The sequence below is a fragment of the Spirillospora albida genome, from assembly GCF_000718255.1.
GTDB classification, from domain to species: Bacteria; Actinomycetota; Actinomycetes; order Streptosporangiales; family Streptosporangiaceae; genus Spirillospora; species Spirillospora albida.
The window spans coordinates 206,572-221,934 of the sequence record NZ_JOFJ01000014.1; the positions used below are offsets into that span (position 1 = coordinate 206,572).

18 protein-coding genes are annotated in these 15,363 nt (G+C 73.3%); 10 read left to right on the forward strand and 8 right to left on the reverse strand.

Annotation, left to right across the window (positions count from 1 at the left end; translation table 11 throughout):
• Positions 1–85: 85 nt before the first annotated feature.
• The 4 genes from IE99_RS31975 to IE99_RS0119185 all read right to left on the reverse strand — a co-directional run bounded on the left by IE99_RS31975 (position 86) and on the right by IE99_RS0119185 (position 6,357).
• Entirely contained in the window at positions 86–244 is a 159-nt protein-coding gene (locus tag IE99_RS31975) for a VenA family class IV lanthipeptide (RefSeq protein WP_169744452.1), read from the reverse strand.
• The gene (locus IE99_RS0119175) at positions 222–2,090 is read right to left on the reverse strand and encodes an alpha/beta hydrolase family protein (RefSeq protein ID WP_051712761.1); all 1,869 of its coding nucleotides are present in this window, start codon (positions 2,088–2,090) and stop codon (positions 222–224) included. The genes IE99_RS31975 and IE99_RS0119175 overlap by 23 nt, the downstream gene beginning before the upstream one ends.
• A complete protein-coding gene (gene lanL / locus IE99_RS0119180) occupies positions 2,087–4,807 on the reverse strand; it encodes a class IV lanthionine synthetase LanL (protein WP_084219637.1) in 2,721 nt (906 codons plus the stop codon). The genes IE99_RS0119175 and lanL overlap by 4 nt, the downstream gene beginning before the upstream one ends.
• 686 nt (positions 4,808–5,493) lie before the next feature.
• Complete coding sequence (locus IE99_RS0119185) at positions 5,494–6,357, reverse strand: LLM class F420-dependent oxidoreductase (RefSeq protein WP_030172369.1); 864 nt, start codon at positions 6,355–6,357, stop codon at positions 5,494–5,496.
• Positions 6,358–6,856: 499 nt separating this feature from the next.
• Between IE99_RS0119185 and IE99_RS0119190 the strand changes: the two genes are divergently transcribed.
• The gene (locus IE99_RS0119190; RefSeq protein ID WP_030172372.1) at positions 6,857–8,542 is read left to right on the forward strand and encodes a hypothetical protein; all 1,686 of its coding nucleotides are present in this window, start codon (positions 6,857–6,859) and stop codon (positions 8,540–8,542) included.
• 22 nt (positions 8,543–8,564) lie between these two features.
• On the opposite strand, the gene arsB is transcribed toward IE99_RS0119190, so the two are convergent.
• Positions 8,565–9,611, reverse strand: coding sequence for an ACR3 family arsenite efflux transporter (gene arsB / locus IE99_RS0119195; protein ID WP_037559750.1), 1,047 nt, complete (start codon positions 9,609–9,611; stop codon positions 8,565–8,567).
• Positions 9,612–9,685: 74 nt separating this feature from the next.
• The gene (locus tag IE99_RS0119200; RefSeq protein WP_245623263.1) at positions 9,686–9,973 is read right to left on the reverse strand and encodes an ArsR/SmtB family transcription factor; all 288 of its coding nucleotides are present in this window, start codon (positions 9,971–9,973) and stop codon (positions 9,686–9,688) included.
• Between the two features lie 108 nt (positions 9,974–10,081).
• Here IE99_RS0119200 and IE99_RS0119205 point away from each other — a divergent pair, with 108 nt between their 5' ends.
• Entirely contained in the window at positions 10,082–10,504 is a 423-nt protein-coding gene (locus tag IE99_RS0119205) for an arsenate reductase ArsC (protein ID WP_030172381.1), read from the forward strand.
• A gap of 41 nt (positions 10,505–10,545) precedes the next feature.
• Here IE99_RS0119205 and IE99_RS31980 read toward each other — a convergent pair whose 3' ends face one another.
• Positions 10,546–10,782, reverse strand: coding sequence for an ArsR/SmtB family transcription factor (locus tag IE99_RS31980; RefSeq protein ID WP_051712810.1), 237 nt, complete (start codon positions 10,780–10,782; stop codon positions 10,546–10,548).
• Here IE99_RS31980 and IE99_RS31985 point away from each other — a divergent pair.
• A complete protein-coding gene (locus IE99_RS31985; protein WP_245623264.1) occupies positions 10,693–11,583 on the forward strand; it encodes an NAD(P)-binding domain-containing protein in 891 nt (296 codons plus the stop codon). The genes IE99_RS31980 and IE99_RS31985 overlap by 90 nt on opposite strands.
• Here IE99_RS31985 and IE99_RS0119220 read toward each other — a convergent pair.
• Positions 11,487–11,876 carry an ArsR/SmtB family transcription factor gene (locus IE99_RS0119220; RefSeq protein ID WP_030172389.1) on the reverse strand — a complete coding sequence of 130 codons (390 nt, stop codon included), beginning with the start codon at positions 11,874–11,876 and terminating at the stop codon, positions 11,487–11,489. The genes IE99_RS31985 and IE99_RS0119220 overlap by 97 nt on opposite strands.
• A 145-nt stretch (positions 11,877–12,021) precedes the next feature.
• Here IE99_RS0119220 and IE99_RS0119225 point away from each other — a divergent pair, with 145 nt between their 5' ends.
• The 7 genes from IE99_RS0119225 (at position 12,022) to IE99_RS0119255 (ending at position 15,302) form a co-directional block, all read left to right on the forward strand.
• Positions 12,022–12,492, forward strand: coding sequence for an ArsI/CadI family heavy metal resistance metalloenzyme (locus IE99_RS0119225; RefSeq protein ID WP_030172392.1), 471 nt, complete (start codon positions 12,022–12,024; stop codon positions 12,490–12,492).
• A 202-nt stretch (positions 12,493–12,694) separates the two neighbouring features.
• Positions 12,695–13,048: a hypothetical protein gene (locus IE99_RS29415; RefSeq protein WP_051712765.1), complete on the forward strand. Its 354-nt coding sequence runs from the start codon at positions 12,695–12,697 to the stop codon at positions 13,046–13,048.
• Positions 13,045–13,494 (forward strand): MerR family transcriptional regulator, encoded by a 450-nt coding sequence (locus IE99_RS0119235; RefSeq protein WP_030172400.1) that lies wholly within the window; start codon positions 13,045–13,047, stop codon positions 13,492–13,494. Before IE99_RS29415 ends, IE99_RS0119235 begins: the two co-directional genes overlap by 4 nt.
• Positions 13,491–13,769, forward strand: coding sequence for a hypothetical protein (locus IE99_RS0119240; RefSeq protein WP_030172403.1), 279 nt, complete (start codon positions 13,491–13,493; stop codon positions 13,767–13,769). Before IE99_RS0119235 ends, IE99_RS0119240 begins: the two co-directional genes overlap by 4 nt.
• Before the next feature lie 31 nt (positions 13,770–13,800).
• On the forward strand, positions 13,801–14,133 hold the full coding sequence (locus tag IE99_RS0119245) for a YnfA family protein (RefSeq protein ID WP_030172406.1): 333 nt from the start codon (positions 13,801–13,803) through the stop codon (positions 14,131–14,133).
• Between the two features lie 129 nt (positions 14,134–14,262).
• Positions 14,263–14,982 (forward strand): AAA family ATPase, encoded by a 720-nt coding sequence (locus tag IE99_RS29420; protein WP_037559700.1) that lies wholly within the window; start codon positions 14,263–14,265, stop codon positions 14,980–14,982.
• 119 nt (positions 14,983–15,101) lie between these two features.
• Positions 15,102–15,302 carry a hypothetical protein gene (locus IE99_RS0119255; RefSeq protein ID WP_030172410.1) on the forward strand — a complete coding sequence of 67 codons (201 nt, stop codon included), beginning with the start codon at positions 15,102–15,104 and terminating at the stop codon, positions 15,300–15,302.
• Positions 15,303–15,363 lie beyond the last annotated feature (61 nt).

A 15,363-nucleotide genomic window follows, 5' to 3' on the forward strand; every position in this document is an offset into this window, starting at 1 on the left:
TCGGCCGGGTCAGCCGGCCGATCCGTGACCGGTGTCTACGGGCCGGGGTCACACGTCATCTCCGGACCGTGTCCGGTGATCGGCGTCACGCACAGGAGATGCCGACGCACACGGTGTTGAGCAGCGTCAGCAGACCGGCGCACGCGCACGTGCCGCCGAGCTGGATGCCGTCGATCTCGATCGGGTCGGTCTCGGGCAGGTCCTGCAGCTCCGCCACGAGGTCACCCTCGAAGATGTCCATCATTTGTTCCACCTCCTCTCCTGGTCGATGCCAAGGTCCGCCCCGCATCGAGGCAGAAGCGGACCACAGCCGTCCGGAGGACCGCGGGCCATGCCTGGACGACCTCGGTGTGGTCGCCGTCGACTTCGAGGTACTCGAAGTCGGGCCCTTCGGTCCTGCCGAGTTCAAGGAGGCGCCGGCGCAGCGCCCGTGACTGCCGGACGGGGACGACCTCGTCGCGGATGCCGTGCGCCACGAGCAGCGGCGCGGTGAGCGCACCGCACAGGTCCAGGACGTCGCGCGGCGCGGCCCCTCCGTCGCCGTCGAGCCGGTCGCCGTCGAGCCGGTGCAGCCGCGCCACCCGGTCCCGCACGGGGGCGGTCGCGTCCCGGTACAGGCTCGCGGCGGAGGTGAACGGGGCCAGCGCCGCGCACGCCGTCCACCGGTCCGGTGCGCGGCAGGCCGCCAGCAGCGCGAGCCACGCGCCGTAGCTGACGCCGAGCAGGATCGGGTGCGGCGCTCCGGTGGCGACGCCGCGGCGGCGTTCGGTGATGCCGCGGCCCAGATGGACGACGTCCTCGAGGTCGGGGCCGCCCCACGCGCCGACGACCGCGCGCAGATAACGGTCGCCGTAGCCGGTGCTGCCCCGGTAGTTGGGGGCGACGACGGCGATGCCCGCGGCGGCGAGATGCTGGAAGAGCGGGTCGAACTCCAGCCGCCACGCCGACAGCGGGCCGCCGTGCAGCGCGAGGACCACCCGGTCGCTCTCGTGCCAGCGCGGGCCGCCGTAGACGATCGCCTCGATGGGCCCGTCCGGGCCCGGCAGCTCGATCAGGTCGGCGGCGGCCCAGCCCGCCTCGGCGTCGGACGGCCGGCGGGCGAACGACCAGCCGCTGTGGTGCGCCGTCGCCAGCGTCGGCGGCCGGTGCGGCGCCGAGAAGCGCAGGTGGATCCGCCCGCCGGTCCAGGACGCGGGCGGCGACAGGACGCCGGGCGGCGCGGGGAGCGGCTCGACGCTGTCGTCCGCCGCCGTGTGCACGAGGAGGCGGGACGCGGCGCCGGCGTCCTCGCAGACCAGCAGGCGTCCGCGGCCGTCGAACGCCAGGGGGGTGCGGGCGCGGCCGGCCCGGTTGAGGGCCTCGGGGAACCGCACGCGGCCGCCTCCGGGCGACCACAGCCCGATCGCGGGGGCTCCGCCGCGGCCGCTGGTCGTCACGGCAAGGGTCCCCGAACGCCGGTCGCGGACGGCGATGCGGTCGGTCGTCGTGCTGGAGACCGTCCAGATCCGGCGCCATGCGCGCTCGTGGAGGTCGACGGCGATCCCGTCCGTCCGGTGCCCGGCGCCGGAGTGGTCGAGCGCCAGCGTGCGCCCGCCGTCCAGCCAGACGCCGCCCGTCAGCACGCCGGGGATCCGCAGCACCGGTTCCGGCTGCGCCGCGGCGTCCGGCAGGAGCCAGATGCGGGAGTGCCGCTCGTCCTCCACCGCCACGAGGACCAGGGTCTGCGGGGATCCCGGGCCGGCCAGGGGGTACCCGGCGAGCATCGGCGTGATCCGCCACGACCGGGAGGCGCCGCCGCCGGGGCGCACCGCGACCACCGTCCAGTGGCCGGCGGGCGTCCCGTCGGCGCCGACCGCGGGACGCGCCACCAGGACGCGGCCGTCGTCCAGCGGAACCGGGCGGCTGAACCGGTCGACGGGCTCGCCGCCCGTGTCGACGGCCCGGCCGGACGGTGCGTCGCCGGTGAGGGCCCACCGCTCCAGCGTCACGCGGTCCTGGACGGTGCTCAGGCAGGTGGCCCAGCGGCCGTCGTCCGAGAACGCGAACCCGAAGCGGGACGGAATGGCCGGAAGGGCGGGAACGGCGGTCATGAGGCGCCTCCCCCGGTGGTCGCCGGAGCGGCGGCCTCGAGCGTCCAGAGGCGCGGCGACCCGTACCGCAGCCGCAGCAGGAAGCCGAGCACTCCGCTGAGCCCGTCGCCCCAGGTCACCGAGACCTCGCCCTGTTCGTCGGGGAGGACGAGGCGTCCGTCGCGGTGCGCGCGCGAGGCGAGGACCGTCCGGCCGAGCCGCCATGCCGCAGCCCGGTGCCGGTCGTCCCCGGTCAGCTCGGCCATGTCGAGCAGGAAGTCGCCGTTGCCCGACAGCCCGTGGCACTGCCCCAGCACCGCGCGCCAGGCGTGTGCCGTCACGGCCTGGGCGGCGAGGTCGGCGGTCTCGAGAAAGCGCACGTCGCCGGTGGCCGCGCCGAGCCGCACCAGGAAGCCCCCGATGCCCGACGCCCCGTGGCACCAGTACGGGGCGGTCGGCGCGTCACCGGCCCCGGCCCCCCACATGGCGGTGCCCCGCTCGATGACCGCCGCGTCCAGCAGTTCCTCGCCGACGCGGATCGCCAGCGTCCGGCAGTCGTCGCGCCCGGTGGCCTCGGCGCAGGCGAGCAGGAAGTGGCCGACGCCCGCGATGCCGTGCGCGAACCCGTAGTACGAACGGCCCGCCAGCTTGGAGTCGACGTCGGCGGGAGTGCTCCAGACGAGCCCGCCGGCGCTCTCCTCGACCGTCCCGAGCAGCGCGTCGGCGGCGGCGTTCGCGCGCTCGGCGAACCGCGCCAGTCCGGTGCGGGCCCACAGATGCAGGGCGGTCAGGCCGAGACCGGCCGTCCCGTGGGTCACATCGGGGCTGGCCACCGCGGGCGGCAGCGTCTCGGCCACCGCGACGGCGTCCTCGACCAGGCGGTCGTCGCCGGTCTCCAGCCCCGCGTCCAGCAGCACCCACGCCACGCCGGCCGTGCCGAAGTACAGGCCGGGCGGACGGCTCGTCCCGTCCGCCATCCGCGCGCGGATCCACCGGGACGCCACGGCGATCGCCTCCGGCAGGCGCGGATCGCCGGTGAGACGGGAACATCGGACCAGGGCGCCCAGGCAGCCGGCGGCGCCCTGCTGCAGGGTGCACGGATCGGGCGCGCCGTGGACGCACGACACCGGCCACAGCGCGTGGGACGCGTCCGGGTCCATGGAGGCGAGCAGCTCGTCGGTGATCCCCGCGATGGCCTTCTCGACCGTCTCGCGCAGGCGCGGCGTCTCGGCGTCGACCGGGCCGCGCCCGCCGCGCGGGCCTCCCTGCGCGAGCACCTCGCGGGCCCTGGCCGCCGTCCAACGGCGCTCGGGATCGTCCGCCATCAGCCCGAGGAGCAGCGCCCGCAGGTGCTCGGGGAACTCCATGCCCTGGGTCCGGGCCGTGAGCCACTCTTCGAGTCGTTCCGTCAGGGTCCTGCTCTCGGGGTACTCGTCGAGCAGGTAGGGCGGGCTGCCGGTGAAGACGTAGCAGAGCGTCGCGCCGAGGCTGTAGTGGTCGGCCGAGGCGTGCGGCGGCGCGCCCCCGAGCTGCTCGGGCGCCCCGAACGCGGGGGTCCCGGCCCGCAGCGGGCCGTCCTCGCCATCGGCCACCGCGAGTTCGAGGTCGATGAGGACGGGGGCGCCGTCGGGGCGGACCATGATGTTGTTCGGATTGAAGTCGCGGATGAGGAGCCCGGCGGCGTGCGCGTCGGCCATCAGATCGACGAGGCGCCGCGCCATCTCCGTCGCGACCCCGAGATGGTCGCCCCAGCCGGCCTCGACGATACGCTCGGCGGTCCATTCCCGCAGCGGACCGCCCTGGACCATTTCCTGCGCGAGGAACAAATGGCCCCCCTGCGGGAACAGTTCGACGAGGCGCGGCGCCAGGCCGCGGCCGCCCAGGCGTTCAAGGGCCCCGGCCTCCGCCCGGAGCCGGTCGCGGGTGTCGCGCCCCTCCATATCCGCGGCGACATGCGGGCGCGCCTCCTTGATCACGACCGGTTCCCCGGTACGGCGGTCCACCGCGCGATAGACGCCGCCCTTATTGGAATGACGGATCGCCTCGCGGACCGCGAAGCGCCCGCCGAGCACTATCTCACCGGTATCGCCTGTCCGCCGGGTGCCGTTCGTGCCGTTATCGGGGAAGGGACATGTCACCCAGGAGGGAGGGGTGTACCTTCCGGCGCGGCGATCCTCCACCGGCTTCCCGTCCGGGTCGAGGATGGTCCACGCATAGAACCCGTCATTGGTCAGCCGCCGTTCTTCGACGAAAGCCCCGTAGCGATAATGCACCAGGCTTCCCGGCGCATAGGGCCGATCGGACAGGACGCGCGGCCCCGCCAGCCCTTCGGTCACCTCATGGAGTTCGCGCGCGAGCCGCACGGCCTCCGCGTCGCTCTCGGGGTACACCGTGATGAACTTTCCCGAATGGCCGCGCGAGGTGTTGCGCGCGTTCAGCGCCGCGACGAAGTCGACGCTCGCGGCGAACTTGAAGGCCGAACCGGATTCCAGCAGCACCCGCAGCGCCCGCCCGAGGACCTCCTCCGCGGAGGCCGGCGTGGCCGAAACGTGCAGCTTCCAGCCCTGGGGGCGGCGCGGAGCGTCCTCGGGGACGGCCGAGCACCAGATCCCGGAACGTCCGATCCGCCACCGTCCGGGAGCGGCCGGCACGGCACGCATGAGGATGTCGACCAGAGTGGCCTCTCCAGCGTCCGCCGCGGTCACGGCCGTGAAGACGCTGAATTTGAAATCCACCATAAATGACTCCGCCACTCGCCTTCGTCGATGAATCACCTGTGGAAAGAACGAGATCGTTCAATCCGTTCGGCTCACCTCGAGCAGCCACACTGTAACCATGCTTCTCGGGCCGGATCCAGTGGTCTTTCGACCTCGGCCTGGCCACATCAGGACCTACATCGACCTTGACGCAACTTGGATCTTGACTTCGAATAACCCGTCACGCGACATGGAACACCGCACGTCAAGCGCGCTTTTCTTCGCTCATCCGCACCGACGGGGCGACCGGTCCCGCACGGGCTCCGGAGCCCCCGACAACACGAAATGGACAAAGGACGCACAGTCGATCGCGAGCGACACAGACCGATATGTCGTAGCTATCGACGGAAACGCGGTGAAATGCCCGAATGAAGGGCTCGCTGTCGCCATCTCTCCGCTTACGCGAATGCGCTGCGCGTTTCCCTTACCGCCACAAGACCGGACGGCGGACCGATCCCGGGAAGGCGGCATGCCGGAATCCCACCATGCACGGCACGCCTTTCGACCGTCAGCCGAAACTGGGGCGAACAGTCACAAAACCACCCCCATCAGCTCCCCGTCCCATGGCGCCGCGTGCCGTCTCGTATGGACGGCCGGTACCGCGACCCGTCGCGCGGACGCGGACGTGGCGCACCTACATGATCACGGGGTGGCCGAGGCCGCCCGCGCTACGCGGTCAGCGCGGCGGCGAGGCGGCGCCACTGATCACGCGGAAAGGCCCTCTCATCGGGCGTGAGGACCTGGACGCAGACGTGGTCGGCGCCGGCGTCGCGGTGGTCGTCCACGCGGCGCCTGATCGCGTCCTCGTCGCCCCAGGCGATCAGGGCGTCGAACAGGCGGTCGCTCACCGATTCCACGTCCTCGGACGAGAAGCCCGAGCGCAGAAGGTTGTTGGCGTAGTTGGGCAGCGACAGGTAGCCGCGGAGCCAGTCGGTCCCGATCGCGCGCGCCTCGTCCCGCGTCGAGCACAGGATCACCGTCTGCTCGGGGAGCACGAGCGGACCCTCCCCCAGCGACTCGCGGGTGCGCCGCGTGTGCTCCGGCGGCACGAGGTACGGGTGGACGCCGCGGCTCCGCGCCTTCGCGGTCGCCTGCATCTTCGGGCCGAGCGCGGCCAGGACGCGCGACCCGGCGGGCACCGGCGGCCGCGCCCCGTCGAGGCCGTCGAGGAAGGCCGCCATCGCGGCCAGCGGCCTGCGGTACCGCCCGGCCTCCTGGGCGTCCACCAGCGGAGCGTGGCTGACGCCGATGCCCATCAGGAAGCGGTCGCCGTGCTCGGCGGTCAGCGCCGCGTGGGCCGCGGCGGCGTCCTCCGGCTCGTGCATCCAGAGATTGAGGATGCCGGTCGCCACGACCGCGCGCCGGGTCGCCGCGAGCAGATCGCCGACCGCGTCGAAGAGCGGGCCGCCGACATCCGGGACCCACAGGGCGGTGTACCCGAGCTCCTCCAGTTCGGCAGCCGCGTCCGCCGCCTCGGCGCGGTCGCCGTACCGCAGCTGCTGACTCCACACACCGGTCCCGGAAAGCTCCACGACGCCCATCCCCTCCACTCGACGCGCCCAACGCTACCGTCCGCCCCCATGCCGCCCCAGCGGCCACGACACGCACGAGCCTCGTCAATGGCGGGAGGGACGCGATCCTTTGCGCCAGGTAGGCGATCTGAATGAGCAGAGTTTGTGAGGGCTGGGACAGGTCCAGCGAGGGATCGGCGCGGGAAGCCCGGGGAGGTGGGCCACGTCCGATCACGAGTGGTACCGGTTCGCGTATCGATCGGAACGTTCTGGGCGGCTGCGAGTGGGGCGTCTCGGGGGGTGGTCGCGAAGACGGAGAACTGGCCATCGGGCGACCGGGCGGCGAGTTCAGTAGATGTCCTCTGCGCCGCGGGAAGCCGGCGTGTGCGAATTCCTCGATCGCTTCCGGCGGCGGGGCGTGGACCGGCAGTATGGACGAGACGTCGCGTTCGTGCATCGCCGCAGCTGCTCTCGCGTCCCGTTCGCCGTACGCGGGGCGAGCCGAGGAGGGATTGGGGACATGGCCGCAGGGCGCTACCGGTCCGTCTTTCACACCGGCCTGCCGGCGGACGAGGCGTTCTCCGTGGCGGAGCAGCAGATCCGGAGCTGGCTCGGGCACAAGCACCTGGATCAGGAGGCGTTCGACCGGGGGGCCGCGCGGGTGGGGCCGGACGGTCAGCTCATGCTGGTCCTGGCGCGGAACACACCGGACGGGGCGCAGACGAAGCGGTGGCAGCTCCGCGAGCCCCGCGCGGAGGGCACGTGGGTGTCGACGCTCACGGTGCACGGTCCGGGAAGGTCCCGTGACGGAGTCCGCAGCTGGTTCTGGCTCGACATCGAGCTGCTCGCGCCGCCGGCCGGCGAGCCGGACGAGGACGTTCCCCCGAAGCCGAAGCGTCCGGGGGTGCCGCAGCTGGTGCGGGGCCTGCTGGACGTCCTGGACGCCCGCGACTCGCTGACGCTGCTGCGCGAGAAGCCGATCCTGGTGCGGCCGCCGGACATCGACGCACTGATCCACGTGGTGTGCGACCCCGAACGCCGGATGCCCGTCATCGTGGCGAGCGCACACCCCCATCGGGACTTCGAGACGTGGCGCGGCACCGTCGAGCACGCGACCCGCTTCACCGCCGGCCTGGCCGGTCTCTACCTGCTGGATCCGCACGCGACGGAGCAGTTCAACCGGGAGATCGGCGACACCCACGGGGTGTGGGGCGGCGGTGTCCGGACGTACCTGCCCGATGCCGACCCGGCCAGTGCGGACGACTCCCTGCGCCACCGCGTGCTGTCATCGAAGTGGATCGAGGACGGCCAGAACCGCACCCGGGTCCTGCTGGCGGGTCTCCCCTACCGGCTCAGCTCGGAGGCGCTGCTGCCGCGTCCGCTGGCCGGGCTGAGCCGGGCGCTGCTCTCGGACGCGTCGCTCGGGCTCGGCTCCCCGCCGTCCCGGGCGCCGGAGTCCGAGGCGCGTCCCGAGGACGTCGAGAAGCTCCGGGAGAACCTGGAGGCGGCCTTGGAGCTCGTCGCCGAGGCGGAGAAGACGGAGGAGAAGCTCGCCCGGCGCAACGACGAGCTGATCGCGCTCTCCGCGGAGTTCGACGCGGTCAACCAGCGCGCGGAGTTCCTCAGGGACCAAGTGAAGACGCTGCGGCGGCTGCTCGTGCGGGCGGGTCGCGCGGCCGACGCCCACGCACCGGCCGACGAGCGGACGCGCCTTCCGGCGACCTTCGCCGAGGCCCTCGACCGGCTGGAGAAGGAGCTCCCCCGCGTCGTCTTCACCGGTGACCTCGACCATCCCCTGGAGCTGGACGAGCGGCCCAGCGCGTCGTCCTGGGCGCAGACCGCGTGGCAGGCCATGCGCGCCATGAACGACTACGCGGAGGCGAGTGCCGCCGGCTCCTTCGCCGGCGGCTTCCCGGCGTGGTGCAAGAACCCCCCGACGGGAGCGCACGCGATCAGCGCGGGAAAGGTCGCGCCGGACGAGTCGGAGACCGTGAAGAACGACAGGAAGATGCGCCGCGCCCGCCTGCTTCCCGTCCCGGAGGCGGTGGACGCGTCCGGCAAGGTCTTCATGGGGGCGCACGTGCGGCTGGGCGGCGGCGGGGGGATGAGCGCGCCCCGGATGCACTACGCCGACGACGTCAAGGGCACGGGCAAGATCTACGTCGGCTATCTCGGCCCTCATCTCCCGGTCAAGTCGACGAACTGAGCGGGTGGTGGGTGCCCCGGGTTCAGCCGGGTCGCCCGGTCGCCGCCATCCGGCGGCGCAGCCATAGCGACACGTACACCAGTCCCACGAGGACGGGCACCTCGATGAGCGGGCCGACCACACCGGCCAGGGCCTGGCCGGAGGTGACGCCGAACGTGCCGACGGCGACGGCGATGGCCAGCTCGAAGTTGTTGCCGGCGGCGGTGAAGGCCAGAGTGGCGGTGCGGTCGTAGGGCAGGCCGATGGCGCGGCCGAGGGCGTAGGAGCCGCCCCACATCAGCGCGAAGTACACCAGCAGCGGGACGGCGATGCGCGCGACGTCCACCGGCCGGTTGGTGATGGTGTCGCCCTGCAGCGCGAACAGGATCACGATGGTGAACAGCAGCCCGTACAGCGCGAACGGCCCGATGCGGGGCAGGAAGCGGGTCTCGTACCAGTCGCGGCCGCGGGCCCTCTCGCCGGTGCGGCGGGTGAGGTAGCCCGCCAGCAGGGGGACGCCGAGGAACACCAGCACGTTGAGGACGATCTCGCCGGTGGAGAAGCGCAGGCCGTCGGTGTCCAGGCCGAGCCGGCCGGGCAGCACCTGCAGGTAGAACCAGCCGAGGGCGCCGAACGCGACGACCTGGAAGAGCGAGTTGAGCGCGACCAGGACGGCGGCGGCCTCCCGGTCGCCGCAGGCCAGGTCGTTCCAGATGATGACCATGGCGATGCAGCGGGCCAGCCCGACGATGATCAGGCCGGTGCGGTACTCGGGCAGGTCGGCCAGGAAGATCCAGGCCAGCGCGAACATCACCGCCGGGCCGACCAGCCAGTTCAGCACCAGCGAGGAGACCATCAGCCGGCGGTCGCCGGTGACGGCGTCGAGCCGGTCGTAGCGGACCTTGGCCAGCACCGGGTACATCATCACCAGCAGCCCGAGGCCGATCGGCAGCGAGACGCCGCCGATCTCGACCTTGGACAGCGCGTCGTCCAGGCCGTCGACGGCGCGGCCGGCGAGCAGCCCGAGCGCCATCGCGGCGATGATCCACATCGGCAGGAAGCGGTCCAGGGTGGACAGCCTGCCGATCAGGTGGGCGCTTGGATCGTCCCCGGGGCCCGGACCCGCGGGCCGCTGGGCCGGGTGATCGGCGGGACGGGAGGTCGTCACGGGCAGGGCCTCTTCCGGGTCTGGGCGCGGGCGCTCCCGGCCGCGGCGGCGAGTCCGGCGAGGCGCGCGGAGGCGGCCCGCAGGGGCTCGGGGTTCAGCCGGTAGTAGATGAAGCGGCCGCAGGGCTCGGTGTCCACCAGCCCGGCCTGGCGCAGCACGCGCAGGTGGTTGGAGATGTTGGTCTGCCGGGCACCGGTCTCCTCGATGAGGTGGCACACGCACAGCGCCTCGGCGGCCAGCAGCTCGACGATGCGGGCGCGCAGCGGGTCGCCGAGCACCCGCAACACATCATTCTCGACTGATATCACCATGGGCTGATACATTAGCAGCCGCATGTCCGCAGGTCGACCGCCCGCACGACCGCAGGGCGCCACCGGAAAGGAACCCTCGCGTTGACCGAGCCGACCCCTGGCACGCCCAGCGTGCTGTTCGTGTGCGTCCACAACGCCGGACGCTCCCAGATGGCCGCCGCCTACCTCGCCCACCTGGCGGGCGACGCCGTCGAGGTGCGCTCGGCCGGCTCGGCGCCCGCCGACGCCGTGAACCCCGCCGTCGTCGAGGCGATGACCGAGGAGGGCATCGACGTCTCCGCCGAGACGCCCAAGATCCTGACGGTCGACGCCGTCCGCGCCTCCGACGTGGTGATCACCATGGGCTGCGGCGACACCTGCCCGGTCTTCCCCGGCAAGCGCTATCTGGACTGGACCCTGGACGACCCCGCCGGGCAGGGCGTGGACGCCGTCCGGCCGATCCGCGACGAGATCCGCAGGCGGGTCGAGAACCTGATCGCCGAGCTGACGGCGACGCCGGCCTGACCCGGCGGCCGGGCAGCCCGGCCGCCAGAGCCGAGGACGGATCAGGGCGGCTCAGGGGGGGCAGCAGGCGCGCGGTAGCCCCGAAGCTCGGTGAGGGAGCGGTCGACGGCGGCGGCGTCGATGCGGTAGTAGACCTGTTTACCGGCCCTGCGGGAGGTCACCAGCCCGCCGCGGCGCAGCAGCGCCAGTTGCTGCGAGGCGCTGGACTGGCCGACCCCCAGGCGCTCTGCGACCGCGCCGACGGTGAGGTCGGTTCCGCCGGCGAAAAGCTCGAGCATCTGCTGGCGCTGCTCGCTGGCCAGCGCCTTGAGGAACTCCCGAACCCCGGCCCCGAGCCGGACCGCCGCCCGCACCGGCCGTCGCTGCCGGGCCTGGACGAGTTCGGCGGCACGGTGCTGCACTCGGCCGACTACCGGCGCCCGGAGGGTTTCGCGGGCATGCGCGTGGTCATCGTCGGAGGCGGGAACTCCGCAGTGCAGATCGCCATCGAGCTCGCCGCCGTCGCGGGGGCGCGGGTCACGCCGGCCACCCGGTATCCGCTGCGGTTCATGCCGCAGCGGATCCTCGGACGGGACGCGCATCTGTGGCTGCAGCGCACCGGACTGGACACCGCCTCCTGGGCACGGCCGCTGCTGGCCGGCGGCAAGGGCACCCCCGTCATGGACACCGGCACCTACCGGGGCCGGATCGCCGCCGGCAACCCCGACCGCCGCCCGATGTTCACACGCCTCGACGGCGACCGCGTCGCATGGCCCGACGGGACCGGCGAGCGGGTCGACGTGGTCCTGCTGGCCACCGGCTACCGGCCCGGCGTCGACTATCTGGCCGCGCTCGGCGCGCTGGACGCCGAGGGGCGGCCGGCGCATCGCGGCGGCGTGTCCACCACCCACCCCGGCCTGGGCTATGTCGGGCTGGAATGGCAGCGCTCGTTCGCCTCGGCCACCCTGCGCGGCGTCGGCGCCGACGCCCGCCACGTCCTCGCTCACCTGCTCGAAGGCGACCGCGCTTCCGGCCGGGGGGAGGCGGGCAGCGCGAACAGGCCCGACAGCCGGGTCAGCCGCTCGCGGACGACGCGGTAGTACACCCAGGTACCGCGCCGCTCCCCGTCGATCAGCCCGGCCCGGCGCAGCACCTTCAGGTGGTGCGAGACGGTCGGCGCCGACACCTCGAACCGGCCGGTCAGCTCGCACACGCACGTCTCCCCGCCCTCGTGCGAGGCGATCAGGTTCAGCAGCCGCAGCCGCACCGGGTCCGACAGCGCCTTGAACACCCCGGCCAGCTCCGCCGCCTCCCGCTCGCCCAGCACCGGGCCGCTCAGCGGCGCACAGCACGCCTGCGCGGTGACGTCCTCCAACTCCTGTGGATTCGACATCCATCTAATTTGACATCCATCTATTGATGGAGGCAAACTCGACTCGTCAGCTTGATTCGATTCTCATCGAAGCAGGGTCCGTGCGGTGTTCGACATCACTCACCGTCCACCTCGACCGGGCCCGCACCACCGAGGAGGAACCGTCATGTCCCGTGTCCAGCTCGCTCTGCGCGTGTCCGACCTGGAAGGCTCCATCGCCTTCTACTCCAAGCTGTTCGGCGCCGAGCCGGCCAAGCGCCGCCCCGGCTACGCCAACTTCGCCATCACCGAGCCGCCGCTCAAGCTCGTCCTCATCGAGGGCACCGGCGACGAGCCCACGCGCCTGGACCACCTGGGCGTCGAGGTCGAGGACGGCGCCCAGGTCACCGCCGCCACCGAGCGGCTCACCGCCGCCGGCCTGGCCACCGTCGAGGAGAACGACACCTCCTGCTGCTACGCGCTCCAGGACAAGGTATGGGTGCACGGCCCCGGAAACGAGCCCTGGGAGGTCTACGTCGTGAAGGGCGACGCCGACACCCTCGCCAAGGCCGCCGACTCGGCCTGCTGCGCCACCGGAACCACCGACAAGGCCACCTCCGACGACGCCGAGACCGCAGCCGCGTCGGCCTGCTGCTGACCGCCGCGAGCGGCCTCGACCCGAGGCCGCTCGACCACTGCCCACGCGCCCGGCCGCCTCACGTGCCGCAGCGCGTGGGCGGTGCAGCGCCCGCATCGTCCGGTCGGTGTCGGCTGGATCGCGTAGCGGTTGCATCCTGTACCCGGGTACAGGCTTACCGTCGGGTCGTGGCCGCCATCCGGGTGGCCGACGAGGAGCCGGGATGCCCGAGTCCGAGGTGCCGATCATGTGCACGCTGTCGCCGCTCTCCATGGCCCGGCGGCTGACGGAGTTCGCGTCGCTGTTCGCAGCGGGGCTGACCGGGGTGGAGCGCGAGCCGTCCCGGTTGCGGCTGCTGTTCGCGGCCGACGCCGAACGGGAGAGCGTGATCCGCGACCTGTTCGCCCGGGAGGAGCAGTGCTGCGCGTTCCTGTCGTTCGCCTATCAGCGGACGGGAACCGGCCTGGTGGTGGAGGTGACCGCCCCTGAGGAGGCCGGCCCGACGCTGGACGGCATGCAGCGGCTCGCGGAGAGGAACGCGCCGCCGGAGCCCGCCGTCCAGGGGCGGACGCCGTGAGCGGCCATGAGGGGTTGCGGTCCGGGCAGGTCGCCGAGGCGGCCGGAGTGAACCGGCAGACCCTGCGCTACTACGAGCGGCGGGGCCTGATCACCGAACCGGAACGGAGCCTCGGCGGGCATCGCCTCTACCCCGAGCGGACCGTCACCGTGCTGCGTGTCATCAAGACCGCGCAGCGGCTCGGGTTCACCCTGGAGGAGGTCGCCGACCTGCTGGAGGCGGCCGGGCACCGGCACGGCCGCCCCGACCACGGGCTGCGCGGGCGCGCCCGGATGAAGCTGGTCGAGGTCGAGGAGCTCATCGCCGACCTGCAGATCATCCGCTCCACCCTGCTGGAGGCGATCGACGCCGGATGCGATGACCTGATGACCTGCGCCGACCGGCCGTGCTGCCCGCTTCCGTTCGCCGACCTCGCCCGTCCCGGCGGCCAGGAGCACGCCCGATGACCCCGTCCAGGACCGGCACCGGGCTCGGAGCCCTGGCCGCCGCCGCGTGCGTGGCCTGCTGCGCCCTTCCGCCGCTCATCGCCGCCGGCGTCCTGAGCGGCGGCGCGGCGGCCTTCCTCGCGGACGGCATGCCCGTCGTCGCCGTCGCCCTGGCGGGCGCGGCGGTCCTCGCCTTCGCCGCGGCGGCGCGCCGCAGGTCCCGAAGCGGCCGGTGCGGCGCGGCCTGCGGCGGCCGGACGACGGCCGGCCGCGGATGCCCGAGCGGCCGCGCCTGAGCCCGCGGCGAAGGTCGATACCGTGCCGTCCATGGCTATCGCCCGGTCTTTGCTGCTGTTCGCCCTCGCCGCCGTCGCGGAGATCGGCGGGGCCTGGCTGGTCTGGCAGGGCGTCCGCGAACACAGGGGCGCCTGGTGGGTCGGCGCGGGCGTCATCGCCCTCGGCCTGTACGGCTTCGTGGCGACGATGCAGCCGAACGCCCACTTCGGCCGCATACTGGCCGCCTACGGGGGCGTCTTCGTCGCCGGATCCCTCGCCTGGGGCATGGCCCTGGACGGCTTCAAGCCCGACCGGTGGGACGTCACCGGCGCCCTCATCTGCCTCGCCGGCGTCCTCGTCATCATGTACGCCCCTCGCAGCTGAACCTCGGCACCCATCTGGATTCGTGCCCCAAGGTCCCGTCGACGACCGCCTTTGGCCCCTATCCCCCGCGCGCGACGGGCGGCAGCGTGAAAGCGCACGTCGATGGGCTCACGCGAGAGGGGACACGGCATGATCGGGTGCCTCCGCCTTCCCGTCCGGACGGTCGAGGCCGAGCGGCCGGACGTCCGGTTCACGGACGTCGCCGGGTACGAGGGGGTCAAGCGGGAGATCCGGGAGGCCGTCCGGCGGCGCCGCGACGTGCTCATGGTGGGGCCGGCCGGGACCGGGAAGGCGCTGCTCGCGCGGGCCGCCGCCGGTGAGGCCGGTGCGCCGTTCCTGCAGATCAGCGGGGTGTCGCTCGGCGCGGCCGGGGCGCACGAGGTGTTCGTCCGGGCCCGCGGGAAGGGGCCGGCGATCGTGTTCATCGACGGGATCGACGCCGTCGGCGGCGACGGGCCGGCGCTCCGGCGGCTCCTCGCCGAGCTGGACGCCGACCGCCGCGGCGTCGTCGTCCTCGCCGCGTCCGACCGCCCGGAAGGGGTCGACGGCGCGCTGCTGCGGCCGGGCCGCTTCGACCGGCAGGTCACCGTGCCCCTGCCGGACGAGGCCGAGCGCGCCGCCATCCTCGCCGCGCACGCCCGCGGCCGTCGCCTCGCGCCCGAGGCCGACCTGCCAGCCGTCGCCCGCGCCACCCCCGGGTTCTGCGGGGCCGATCTGGCGCGGCTGGTCAACGAGGCGCACATCGGCGCCGTCCGGGACGGCCGCACCGTCATCACCGGCGCCGACCTGGGCGCGGCCGCCGAGGCGGCACGTGGACGGGCCGCCGAGGAGGCCCGTCCCCGCACTTGAGGGGCGAACGGCTCCGGGGAGGGGACGAACGTCCCTACAGACCACCGGCCTCCCGGCGGACGCTGGAATCGGGACCGTGTCCGTCATCGGGCGGCGCGACGAGTGGAAGGAGTCCCGTGATGGCGAGGGAGATCTACATCGGAGCCGCCCACCCGACCGTCGTGACGCTGCAGCACCGGGTCGCGGTGCTGGAGCACCAGGTCGCGGAGCTGACGGCGGCGCTGCACGAGCTCGCGGCCGCGCTCGAGGTGCCCGGCCGCGGAGCCCCGTACCTGGCCGCGGTCGAGGACCCGGTGGCCGCCGTGAGCAGCACGGGCTGACATGCACCTTGTTCCCGCCCGGCAGGGACCTTCGGCCCTGCATCCCCCCGCGGTACGGGCG

Bases quoted from the DNA above. Each gene is read 5' to 3' on its own strand.
- IE99_RS0119225 (WP_030172392.1), top strand. From the start codon at position 12,022: ATGTCCCGTGTCCAGCTCGCTCTGCGCGTGTCCGACCTGGAAGGCTCC.
- IE99_RS0119175 (WP_051712761.1), bottom strand. From the start codon at position 2,090: ATGACCGCCGTTCCCGCCCTTCCGGCCATTCCGTCCCGCTTCGGGTTC.
- IE99_RS0119220 (WP_030172389.1), bottom strand. From the start codon at position 11,876: ATGTCGAATCCACAGGAGTTGGAGGACGTCACCGCGCAGGCGTGCTGT.
- IE99_RS0119190 (WP_030172372.1), top strand. From the start codon at position 6,857: ATGGCCGCAGGGCGCTACCGGTCCGTCTTTCACACCGGCCTGCCGGCG.
- IE99_RS31980 (WP_051712810.1), bottom strand. From the start codon at position 10,782: ATGCTCGAGCTTTTCGCCGGCGGAACCGACCTCACCGTCGGCGCGGTC.
- IE99_RS0119255 (WP_030172410.1), top strand. From the start codon at position 15,102: ATGGCGAGGGAGATCTACATCGGAGCCGCCCACCCGACCGTCGTGACG.
- lanL (WP_084219637.1), bottom strand. From the start codon at position 4,807: ATGGTGGATTTCAAATTCAGCGTCTTCACGGCCGTGACCGCGGCGGAC.
- IE99_RS29415 (WP_051712765.1), top strand. From the start codon at position 12,695: ATGCCCGAGTCCGAGGTGCCGATCATGTGCACGCTGTCGCCGCTCTCC.
- IE99_RS0119245 (WP_030172406.1), top strand. From the start codon at position 13,801: ATGGCTATCGCCCGGTCTTTGCTGCTGTTCGCCCTCGCCGCCGTCGCG.
- IE99_RS29420 (WP_037559700.1), top strand. From the start codon at position 14,263: ATGATCGGGTGCCTCCGCCTTCCCGTCCGGACGGTCGAGGCCGAGCGG.
- IE99_RS0119240 (WP_030172403.1), top strand. From the start codon at position 13,491: ATGACCCCGTCCAGGACCGGCACCGGGCTCGGAGCCCTGGCCGCCGCC.
- IE99_RS31975 (WP_169744452.1), bottom strand. From the start codon at position 244: ATGATGGACATCTTCGAGGGTGACCTCGTGGCGGAGCTGCAGGACCTG.